The organism is Pedobacter sp. V48 (assembly GCF_000523515.1).
Lineage (GTDB): Bacteria > Bacteroidota > Bacteroidia > Sphingobacteriales > Sphingobacteriaceae > Pedobacter.
Window position 1 is genome coordinate 60,111 of record NZ_AWRU01000023.1, and the last position, 11,338, is coordinate 71,448.

7 protein-coding genes and 1 pseudogene are annotated in these 11,338 nt (G+C 42.6%); 1 reads left to right on the top strand and 7 read right to left on the bottom strand.

Translation table 11 applies throughout. The features are described 5' to 3' along the window. Positions 1 to 8 precede the first annotated feature (8 nt). The 3 genes from N824_RS17825 to rbsK are packed head-to-tail and all read right to left on the bottom strand — an operon-like array spanning position 9 to position 4,921. A complete protein-coding gene (locus N824_RS17825; RefSeq protein WP_048906512.1) occupies positions 9 to 2,924 on the bottom strand; it encodes a TonB-dependent receptor in 2,916 nt (971 codons plus the stop codon). Between the two features lie 33 nt (positions 2,925 to 2,957). After that, entirely contained in the window at positions 2,958 to 3,968 is a 1,011-nt protein-coding gene (locus N824_RS17830) for a GRP family sugar transporter (protein WP_048906513.1), read from the bottom strand. Between the two features lie 29 nt (positions 3,969 to 3,997). Continuing rightward, positions 3,998 to 4,921 carry a ribokinase gene (gene rbsK, locus N824_RS17835; RefSeq protein WP_048906514.1) on the bottom strand — a complete coding sequence of 308 codons (924 nt, stop codon included), beginning with the start codon at positions 4,919 to 4,921 and terminating at the stop codon, positions 3,998 to 4,000. Between the two features lie 166 nt (positions 4,922 to 5,087). Here rbsK and N824_RS17840 point away from each other — a divergent pair, with 166 nt between their 5' ends. Beyond that, entirely contained in the window at positions 5,088 to 6,563 is a 1,476-nt protein-coding gene (locus N824_RS17840) for a hypothetical protein (protein WP_048906515.1), read from the top strand. Positions 6,564 to 6,749: 186 nt separating this feature from the next. On the opposite strand, the gene N824_RS38510 is transcribed toward N824_RS17840, so the two are convergent. The 4 genes and pseudogenes from N824_RS38510 to N824_RS17860 all read right to left on the bottom strand — a co-directional run bounded on the left by N824_RS38510 (position 6,750) and on the right by N824_RS17860 (position 11,303). After that, complete coding sequence (locus N824_RS38510) at positions 6,750 to 7,130, bottom strand: virulence RhuM family protein (protein WP_052334202.1); 381 nt, start codon at positions 7,128 to 7,130, stop codon at positions 6,750 to 6,752. Positions 7,131 to 7,357: 227 nt separating this feature from the next. Beyond that, positions 7,358 to 7,585 (bottom strand): annotated as a pseudogene (locus N824_RS34405) (tyrosine-type recombinase/integrase); the annotation flags it as partial. A 759-nt stretch (positions 7,586 to 8,344) separates the two neighbouring features. Further along, entirely contained in the window at positions 8,345 to 9,289 is a 945-nt protein-coding gene (locus tag N824_RS17855; RefSeq protein WP_048906517.1) for a hypothetical protein, read from the bottom strand. A gap of 277 nt (positions 9,290 to 9,566) precedes the next feature. Continuing rightward, complete coding sequence (locus tag N824_RS17860) at positions 9,567 to 11,303, bottom strand: caspase family protein (protein ID WP_161662334.1); 1,737 nt, start codon at positions 11,301 to 11,303, stop codon at positions 9,567 to 9,569. Positions 11,304 to 11,338: the final 35 nt, after the last annotated feature.

Here is an 11,338-nt window from a genome sequence, read left to right on the forward strand (position 1 = left end):
AAATCATGTTAGAATGTGATGTTGGTGCCGAAGGTGTAGGTATGCGTGCGCGGATAAAAATAGAAGCTGTCAAACCCAGGCGCAAGACCCGATAAATTTACTTCAGGATCTACACCTTTATATTTTGTTATGGTAAGCAACTGCTGGCCGGTTGCATAGATGCGCATTTGTTTCAAGAAGCCTTTTTTAAGCTTTAAAGTATATCCCAGGGAAACATTGTCCAGTTTGATGAAGGAAGCATCCTCGACAAACCTCGAAGAATATTCTGCCTTTCCTTTAAAATTTGGATAATCAAGCGCAGAAAGCAATATGTTTTTGCCACCCAGGTACCCGAAATTTTCGTAATAAATCCGGTGCACATTCAACATCTTATTGCCGTAGGACCCACGGATAAGAAAGGACAGATCAATGTTTTTATAGTTGAATGCATTGCTAAAAGACATTTGGAATTTAGGATAGGCATTGCCGACGATCTGCCTGTCCAGGTCTGTAATCGCGCCGTCCTGGTTGGTGTCTTTATAAATCGAATTGCCCTTGTCGTCTATACCTTCGAACACAAGGGCCACGAAATTACCCACCGATCCCCCTTCTACAATTTGGTGGGTCCAGGTGGCCAGATCGGTTCCCAGCCAGCCTTCTTTTAAGTCGGTCAGTTCGAATCCTCTGCCCGCATCTGAGAAAGAAACCAGTTTATTTCTGTTTCTACTGTAAAGTAGGGTGGTATTCCAGGAGAAGTTATCGTTCTTTATTGGGGTGGCATTGATCGTTACTTCCACCCCACTGTTTCTCATCTTGCCTACATTGGTATATAATTGGTTGTACAAGTTTGGAGGAACGGGCACATTATACGTCCAAAGCAAATCATTGGTGTTTCGTACATAGTAGTCTATGCTTCCGCTAAGCCGGCTATCGAGCACGGCGTAATCTAAACCAAGGTTCATCTCTTCCTTTCGCTCCCACTTTAAGTCGGGATTTGGGTTGCTGGCCGGCGGATACGTATTAATCCATTGGCCGTTATACAAGGTTTTTCCGCCCACTGCGAGCAAAGAAAGGGAAAGGTAATTGCCAATGTCCTGGTTTCCGGTGACGCCGAAGCCTGCTCTTAATTTAAGGTCCGACAACCAGGATGCACTTGAAAGGAAATCTTCTTTATTTATTCTCCAGCCGGCACTTACCGCTGGGAAATTTCCCCATTTGTGGTTTACTCCGAATCTTGAAGAACCTTCACGACGAAGGGAAGCCTGCAACAGGTACTTCTCTTTGTAATTATAAGTTACACGGCCAAAAAATGCGATTAACCGGTTGGATTCTTTATAGCTATTGAGTACTGCCTGCCCTTGCGCCAGGCCTGCACCAGCACCAATATTGTTGTATTGGTACAAATCCGTATCAAAGTTGTTGTTTGAACCGGAAAACCGTTCATGGATCCCTTGCTGGAAGGAATAACCGACGATGGCTTGGAAATCATGATCACCGAATTTCTTCTTATAATCCATACTGGCTTCTACCAGGTTGTTGCTGTTTTGTCCGGTTGCCAGGTTGGCCACACCATTGTTACCTAAAGCAATTGGATAAAAGCGGGTAAAATAATTGCTGTCTTTATAGTTTTCTCTTTGTATGGAACCAAATACGATGGCGTTTAGTCCATCAAAAATGCTGTAGGAGGCCCTGGCGCTTCCGGTAAACATTTGCTGATCGCCGCTGTTGACTTCCTCAGAAAGCATCGCCACCGGGTTATAATAATCAAAAGGCCCGGTGTTGCGGTAGTACCCTCCTGCGAGCAGATTGTTTGGGTCATACACCGGCTCTGTGGGATTTCGGCGAAAGGCCTGCTGTAAAACATTCTGGTCTGTATAATCTCTTTTGGTCTGTGTATAGAGGAAATTATAGCTGATATTTAGCTTGTCGTTAAACTCTTTTTGGTTGACTGCCAATTTAGCCTGAAGCCGGTTATTTTCATTGTCTTTAACCAGCCCCTGGCTTCCCCTGTAGTTTAGCGCAGCGCGGTAGCTGAAGTGTTCTGTGCCGCCAGCTAAAGAAAGGTCATAATATTGATCAACAGGCTTTCTGGTCACTTCTTCGAACCAATCGGTGTTTGCCCCGAAATCAAATTCTTTTTCTCTACCGGGAAATTGTGTACTGATCGCATCCCTGAATTCAGTTGCGGTAAGATTTCTAAGCTTATTGGCTACACTTTGAGTAGACACATAGGTAGAGAACTCCAGTGATTGTTGTCCCGCTTTGGCCTGTTTTGTGGTGATGATGATTACCCCGTTAGTTCCACGCGTTCCATATATCGCTGCTGCCGAACCGTCCTTAAGGATGTCTATGGAGGCAATTTCCTCAATATTTACACTATTTAAATCGCCGCCGATTACACCATCGATGACAAATAAGGGGCCTTGTCCGCCGGAAAGGGTGGTGAGGCCACGCAACTGGATATCGAAACCTCCGTTTACGTCTCCGCCCGCAGGCCGGGTGATATTTACGCCCGCTACCCTACCCTGTATCAAGCCGATGGGATTGGAGACGTTACCCTTATTAAAGTCTTCGGGTTTTAAAGATGTTATGGCACTGGTTACTTCTTTCTTTGTAGTAGAACCGTAGCCGATAACCACGACTTCATTCAATTTATTTTCCGCTTCTTTCATGACCACTTCAATATTTGCATCCCCTTTAATATTAACTTCCTGATTTTGATAGCCAACAATGGAAAATATAAGTGTTGCATCAGGCGCTACTTGAAGGCTGAAATTTCCGCCAGTTCCGCTTACAGCACCATTTTTATTGCCATTTTTTTCTCTTATGGATACACCGGGAAGTGGGTTTCCGGCAGCGTCGGATACCTTTCCTTTAATGGTGGGATTGTCTTGTGCAACCGCAGACTGCACGATAAGAAATATCAGGATTAAGATATATTTCATGATTATATTGTTTATACTTGGTTGAGTATGGGTTTAGTTGTTTCCTGCAATGATGATTAGGGCGATGCCTATAATGAAGAGCATGAACATGAGTGTGATATAGAGGTTTACACCTGGGCTGCTGCCTTTAAATTCTTTCCAGATGATGACCCCCCAGAAAGCAGCAACTAACGTAGCGCCTTGGCCAAGTCCGTAGGATACAGCTGGCCCTGCTTTTCCGGCGGCAATCAAATTAAAAAGGTTTCCAAGTCCCCAAATGCAACCACCTAACAGGCCCACGCCATGATATTTTAGTTTTCCGCTGAAGTATGCCGCATAGTTAAGGGGCGTACCTTCCAGGGGTTTGCGCATCAGAATGGTATTGAATATAAAATTACTTAGGAGGATACCAGTTGCAAACACGAAAAAGGCCGTGTAAGGGGTCATTTTCCCTATGTCGGGGCTACTAAAATTCTGGAGGTCCATTCCTGCGGCGATGAAGGGATAAAAGGTAGACATCAGGATTCCTGCTACAATTGAGATGGTAATCCATTTCCCAACAGATTTATCCGGACTGTTTTTGCCTGCATGTTTGCGGTAGGCAAAGGCATTGAGCAGGATGGCTGCGGTAACGGCAATAACGCCCAATGCGATTAACATGGGATCGCCTTTTTGTGCAAGGGCATAGTTAAGCACGACTCCAATAATGAGTGCCAAGCCAATACCAATTGGAAAGGCAACTGCCATGCCCGCACCGGCAATGGCGGCTGTAAGTAAGATGTTGGCGAGGTTAAAAACAAGTCCACCGACCGCGGCGCTCAAAATATTTCCGAAGTCTGCCTGTTGGAGATCGGTTAAAAAAGAGCGGCCATTATTTCCCATGCTGCCCATAGTGAAGGCACCTACGAGGGAAAAAAGGAAAATGCCAATGACATAGTCCCAATAAAAGAGTTCGAACCGCCATTTTTGCTGCGTTAATTTTTGTGTGTTGGCCCAAGAACCCCAGCAAAGCATGGTGACGAAGCAACAGATCACCGCGGTGGTATAATTTTCTACGATAAACATAAGAGTTTCAGTTTAAGTGGTTCTATTAATTACATGAGGGTAAGAAGAATTTCGTTCCTATATGGAATGGAATCTTGTGCACCGAGCCTGGTAACGGCAATGGAGGCTGCCTGGCAAGCGAAAGTGGTCGCTTCTACTAATGTTTTACCTTCCGAAAGTGCAACTGCTAATGCGCCATTGAAAACATCGCCTGCGGCAGTGGTATCTATTGTAGTGACCTGCGGTGCCGGGATATGGTGAAATGCATCGCCATCAAGAAGCAACGCGCCCTCACTACCAAGTGTAATGATCACCGTGGCAATGCCTAAAGACTGTAGTACCTTTGCGGCCTGCTGCGCAGTTTCCGTACCTGTAATTTTAACACCCGTAAGCATTTCTGCCTCCGTTAGATTGGGAGTAATAATGTCGACCAGGCTATATAGGTTGGGAATGGATTCATTTGCCGGCGCTGGGTTCAATATAACCGTCATACTCTGCTCCCTTGCAAGTTTAGAAGCATATTGCACCGCTTCAAAAGGGATCTCCAGTTGTACCAACAGAATCTTTGCTTCTGGGTAAAGCTTAAAAGAAGTTTCTACATCCTGTGAATAAAGCCTGGCATTGGCACCAGGTGCTACTACGATGCTGTTTTCCCCTTTCTCATCCACAGTAATCATTGCGATCCCTGAAGGCTGATCTACATCTGCAATGAGTCCCTGGATGTCAACCCCCTCCTCATCAAAAAGCTGACTGGACTGGCGGCCAAAAATATCGTCTCCAATTTTTCCGATGAAGGCTACCTGACCACCAAGACGGGCAACGGCGACCGCCTGATTTGCACCTTTACCCCCAGGGTTCATAAAGAATGTTCCTCCAAGAACTGTTTCTCCCGGCTGTGGAATGTGATGGGTTTTTACCACCATATCCATATTCATACTTCCAGTAACAATAATTTCTACTGACATAAGATTCATTAATATTTGGTTTGTGAAGGTCAAATATAGAAGAGGATTTAGCCTTTTCACTACCAAATATTCGTATATTTATGAATTGTCAAGCTAATTTTACTAGAAATTTAAATACGTAATACACTCAAAATAAATCATTTAAATAAATCACAAATAATAAAAAACATGAATCATGTTGAAGGCTGATCTGGAAAAATTAATCTCTTCTTTATCCGCTACAGAAAAGAAAAGCTTCAGGATATATTGCAGGCAGCATACCGGGGAAGGGAAATATGCCCAACTTTTCGAGATTTACCTGTCTGCAATACCGGGGGAAGCCCCTCCGGCAGAGGTTTTCCGACTAAGCCATCCGGGCACGTCGTTCGATAATACAGCTGCATATCTTTTTAAGGTGCTGACGGAGATGCTTACCATGGGCAGGATTCAGCAGGATGCCTGGTTTGGGCAGCTTTTTAGTGTGATGAAGGCAAAGTTGTTTACTGAGCGTTCCTTACCGGACCGCGCATTAAAGGAACTTAGGAAAACGCAGCGGCAAGCGGAGGATGCTGAAGATCATCTGCTGTTGTATTTATGTGCCCGGATGGAACTTTCTCAATTGGTGAGAACGGGTTTCGCCAATATGGATCAGCAAGAATTGATTGCTTTTCAAATGAAAGGCAAACAAACGTTGCAGGTGCTCCGGCAAACCCATGAACACCATTCCTTGTATGAAATATTGAGCCATAAGTTGTTAAACAGAGGCATCACCTTAAATGATGAGGATAATCTGGACGATTTGGTTTTAAGTGAGCTGGGGATTATCACACGGGGATCGAACCATCGCTTTGAATCCCGAAAGCTCCACCTTTTGTTCCAGGCGTATTTCTTTATTCACAAGAGTGAATATGGCGCTGCGTTGGCACTCTTCAAAAAGCTGAATACCTTGATGGAGCTCAATGAATCGATTCTTGATTTTCCTCCTTATGATTACTTGGACACTCTTGAAGGGATCCTGAACAGCCTGCTTCAAATTAATTATTTTGACGAGATGCAATACTTCATCAGTAAGATAGCGGGACTGGCCTCCAAGCCTTATCCTGAGCATTTTTTAAATATGGCGAATCAAACACTGGTCACATTTCAAATGAGCTGCCTGATAGGGGAAAATAATTATGTGGAGGCGGTAAAGATTCATGAAGTAAACAAATCGATGGGGCGCTTTAATGATATTGCCATTAGTCCCGAGAAATATATCGCTTATCAGCTCCAGGTTTCTATTGCTTATCTTCAGTGCAGGAAGCTAAAACTTGCGAATGAGAATATCTTGAAAGCGATTAACATCGGGCGGTATCAAACGGACCTATTAATTTTCAGGGCATGCCGGTTGTTCCATTTGGTGTTGCACGCGGAATTGGGCAACAATGAGTTTATCGCTTATGAAATTCGGGCTTATAAGCGCGCTTTCCACGGAAAGGGCAAGGTTATTCCCTTTGAGAAGTTTCTGTTTGAGGTGATGCTAGCGGACGTGAAAAGAAACAGCATAGCCTCCAACCGGCGCCTGGCACAAAAGGTGCAGGAAGGACTGGATACGACCGAAGCTTCCCTATCTCAAGCAAAGGTGTTTCAGTACTTTGATTTTGCAGGGTGGATGCGCAATAGGTTGTGTTAGCATTTTGCGGCGAGCGCGTTATACCGCCATTACGAGCGACGCGTAATTCGCTGCGAACGTACTGGAATGTTATTGCCGGTACCCATCCTAGAAATTTCTTAGTATCTTTTCAAGCTGATGGGACTCTCATTAGTGAATGGATTAGGGAGGAAGGCGCTAAGTGGCCAATATCTCTAAGGGGTTGGCCTAAATCGTGCATAATATCCTCAACCCAAAAAATWWRYWWATTTTWTGTAGACTCTTAGGAGGCTGTGTGCCTCTCAATGAATTGACTCGATAACCTACTGAAATGATCAGGTCCAAATTATAATGTTCCAGATCTCTGGATACTTTTCTTTTGCCTTCCTGCCGAACTGTTCGAAAATTCCGAACAGTTGAATCTTTATCTAATTCCTTAGACTCAAAAATGTTTTTGATATGCTCGCTGATGTTAGCTTTGCTAGATTGAAACGAGTCGACAATCTGGTTTTGGGTAAGCCAAATTGTTTCATATTCAACTTTAACATCAATTCCTGTTTCAACGTCAGGTGTTTGATAAATAACAATTTGATCAGATTGCATGTCCATATTACTAAGCTAAGTAGATTTTTAGAATGGGGAGGTAATTGAGGATATAATTAAGTTAACATAATCAACTAAGCGAACAACTTAATAATCCTCGGTTCCTGCTTACCTAACGGTTCACTGTCGGTGTCTGGCGAGCTGATCAGTTCAGAGGCCTTGTCATTTCCTTGATCCCAAATATTAGCTTCCACATTAATCAGCCCCCTTGTCACGCAACTTTTTGTCCCTGCCATGTCCTGAACGACTTGAATGTCTAAGATTTTAGCATAATGCTGGGTGGTCTTGATATTGGTATGTCCAAGCATTTTTGAGACGCTTTCAATAGGGATTCCATTCAAAAGCGTAACTGTTGTCGCAAACGTGTGTCTTGCGATATGATAGGTGAGCGTCTTATCAATCCTGCACAGATCCGCAATCTCCTTAAGGTAAGCGTTTACTTTCTGGTTACTGGAAGAGGGATTCGAACCTCACTCATAAAACACTCTTAAACAGCACTTTACAAGCTTGATTTCAGACTACTGACCTACTGCTCACCGYRAKWKCTKSAYTKSTRWKCWGCNNRTAMTATKTANNRWWWWTAATAAAAAAAATCAAAAAACAAAACTTAACACACTGACAAATAACCAATTAACATTCCTGCATTTTCAGATCAAAAAAATAGGTCCGAGGGTTCTGTTCCCAACAAGATCGACTTCAAGCATATTTTGTCAAGATTTATGTTTGATTACGGGCATTTTAAACTACATATTGCGCTGCTCAGCAGTGCAGCTCTCTATTCAGAAATAACAGTTATTCGTTAATTTTTTATTTCAATTGACATACTTATCCAGTAAATCCTCGGATGTTCCCTGCAATCCATCTTGCCTTTTGGCAACTGATTTTTAGGAAAGCTCGAAATTGAAGTATCTACTCCTTTTACGAAATCCCAGTGACTTTTTAAACATAGAAGATGGGTCTATCTGTTTGAGTGTCCCCAGATTTATTTTTATCGGGAATAACATCTCTAGATTCATTTAGAAAAAATACTTAAGTCAACAAGATAATATGGAACTTTTATAGCACCTAAGTAATTAAGTCCTGCGAAGCCGTCTTTTCTGTACTTATTTCGACCCTTTTTCTGCATGATTTGAGGTTATTGGCGGGTTTGGCACTTCCGGGAACTAGTAGCGAATTATAAACTTTAACCCCTCTAACATATTAGTAAGAAGAAGTTCACATTAATAATCATACACGTGTTCAATGGTAATGTTATCGAATGAAAGCATTTTTAAAGTGGTAACCAAATTGGTTACCGTTGTTACTATCGCTATTCTATTTAAACCAGTTTTAGTAACAATAGGCTGAACGAACAACACTTTGAAATCTCCGTTCAAACTTAGTGGAGGCTTACTCGCTAAAACAGTGAGCATAATAGCTCCTTTATTACCTGCAATTTCTTTAAAACAAACCCCTTCTTTCGCTAGTTTATTAACTGAAGTATTGAATTCGGCATAACGAGGTAAGTTGGCCAGTACCATACCGTTTGACAATTCCTTAAGGTTGTAAACAAAGCCGGAGGTATCTAGTCCAGCGGGCAGATTATCCATCACAACTGCCGTTTGTAATGAAGCTGTCTCATAAGCTGATTTAGTGGCGAGACCAATCAGCCAACCATAACTGCTTTTAACCAATAGTTCAGTAGTCAAATAATAGCGTCGTTCTAGTTTACGAAGCAAATGCGGACCAGATAAAGAGCTGTTGCTCCATAGCGTTTTAAGCTGATGGTTAAAATCATACTGATACCAGGGTAAGGCTTCAATAAATTTCACGTAGTTATGCTCATAATCAGCGTTAAATTTATCCTCGAAAGTCATTTCTTCATTAGGATCTGTATCTGTTATCCGGCCAATAATAGTTTCGTAAAATGATTTAATACTATATTCAACGGTGGTGCTCCCAGCTATCACCATGATCATTAAGTGGTAGCCTGTGTTAAAAGGAAAATTGTCTTTTATCTGATCATATATAACTTCATAACCACCCCACATTTGATCAACATGCTTCATATACGGAAAAGTGGTTGAGGTACGAATTTTAAAATAGTCCGCTTGTTCAGCCGGGCTAAATACCAAGAACCACTCTGGATAAGTTAGGAAAGTTTGATCGGGAAGGAAGCCATCCAAAAAGTCCCTTTTGATAAACGGCTGTTAAAAGTAAATAGCAGATAGGTTACAGGTAATTTTTGTTTCAAGCGCATGGACGGTGTTTGCAATTTACTAAGATATAATATTTCATACGAAATTCGTTTGCGATAACTCCTTATCTGCTCCAATATCTTTCCCTGTAGCACTAGTTGATAAATTGATAGATAATCTAGAAATAATAGGAATATTGTCATAGTTATAACTTTGATTCAACTAAGTTGTTCAGATGCTCTGGTATTGGAAAAGTAGCTTCATGCTACTTCCTTGCATATCCGTTTAGCCACCAGGTAGTTTTGCCTCTCGTTAGTTCACGAGTAATCGCCTGGATGCCTGCAGTCAACGTGTTCAGTGCTTTTTGGCTGATCTCCAATTTGTCCACACTCAAGTTAGGGATAAAAAAAGTAGGACCTCCAATAGCAATCACAGGCCCGTTGGACGGAGGCCGGTAGGTAAACACAAAAGATGGCTGCTCATGAAAAGGAGAAGCTACCGCATAATTAAGGTAGAGTAATACGTCTGCTGCTTCAGGTGCATTCACCAGCTTTACGTTTTGATCTTTTGCCAGTTTTTTCCTGATCGCAACGGCAATGTCGGATGGCAGCGGGAAAACAATCGAATAATGTAAGTCTTTTGGTATCGTTGAGAACGCTTTTGCTTCATCCGGCTCATTGGTAAACACATAATTGAAACTCTCTGATTTAGATGCCGAGGTGTAGTAATCAATGTATTTCGTTGATTTCGTCAGGGGAAGAATTTGTTTGTTAAAAACAGGCAAAAAAGCCTCAGTGCTCATATTTAACTCCGGAACATAAATTTTTACAAAAGGATCAGAACTCCGGTAGCGGTCGATGAGCTCGAAACGGTCGCCCTTGCCGACTACTGTATTGCCTTTGATCACACCAATGGCACTATCAGCATATACCCTGGTCAACCGGAAACTTAATTTTTTAGCTTTATTACTAAACGTATTTCCCCGTGCAAGTCCGTCATTCCAGCCCGCATTTAAAGTAACCGTTTTATTGGCATATCGAATGCAAGTCGCCACATAAGGTTTAGCCGCCCCGGTCCCCACCGGCAATCCAATCAGGTTCATTTGAGTTCTTTGTGTATCGTAATAGTAGGTTGGCTTTTGAACATACTGTTGTACGTAATTCATTTGCAGGGTGATTTCTTGTAGTACCTGAGCCAGCGGCAGGTCCGATTTGTTCTTTTCATAAATATTCAGGAGCGTCTTGGTGAATGCACCATGAGGAACCCCGGATTCATCATAGATCTCCAGGGCAATTTCGTTGTCAGTACAGGCCGATATGGAAGCGAACTTTGAATTTGGTGTTTCTGAAGGTCTTGGAATCCTGGAGTAATCTGCGATGATCGGTGTCTCACTCATGTTAAAGCTACGGCTGGCGCTGTCCACTGCTTCAAAAACAATAGACTTATCCGTTGTGGCCGGGGGAGTGAATGTCAGGTATTCCTGACTGGGCGACATGGCCAATTGCCCGCTGAAGCAGCAATCGAACAATGCCGTCAGGATCATTTTTTTACCTACAAACTGGTTAAACCATTTTTTAAGCGTATTGTCTTTCACCAGGCAATCTAAATTTGGTGCGTATAGGTTGCTCATGCATAGTGCCTGATTGTAGCCTTTCTTTAACGTATCACTTAAATTAGCAGCGTTTTTCATGTAAATGCCATGTCCGCAGAAATAGAATACTACGGCATCCCCTGCCTTACCCTTTTGCAAAATGTTTTGAAGCGCAACGGTCATGTTTGCCTGCGTAGCCCTAGCATTCAGCAAGGTGGTGATGTTTGTCGGGGTAAAGCCAAACCTGTTCATCAAAAAAGACTGCATGCTGAGGGCATCGTTTACACATCCCTTTAAACTATGTCCGCCTGTTACGCCCGGCTTCTCATAATATTCATTTACGCCTATCAGCAGGGCGTACTTACTTTGTGCCTTACCAGGTATTATTTGAAAATAAAAAATGAAAGACAACAAAATTATTGCCATTTTGTACATGATCCCTCCCC

Coding starts and splice junctions, on each gene's coding strand:
- N824_RS17825 (WP_048906512.1), bottom strand. CDS start 2,924: ATGAAATATATCTTAATCCTGATATTTCTTATCGTGCAGTCTGCGGTT.
- N824_RS17830 (WP_048906513.1), bottom strand. CDS start 3,968: ATGTTTATCGTAGAAAATTATACCACCGCGGTGATCTGTTGCTTCGTC.
- rbsK (WP_048906514.1), bottom strand. CDS start 4,921: ATGAATCTTATGTCAGTAGAAATTATTGTTACTGGAAGTATGAATATG.
- N824_RS17840 (WP_048906515.1), top strand. CDS start 5,088: ATGTTGAAGGCTGATCTGGAAAAATTAATCTCTTCTTTATCCGCTACA.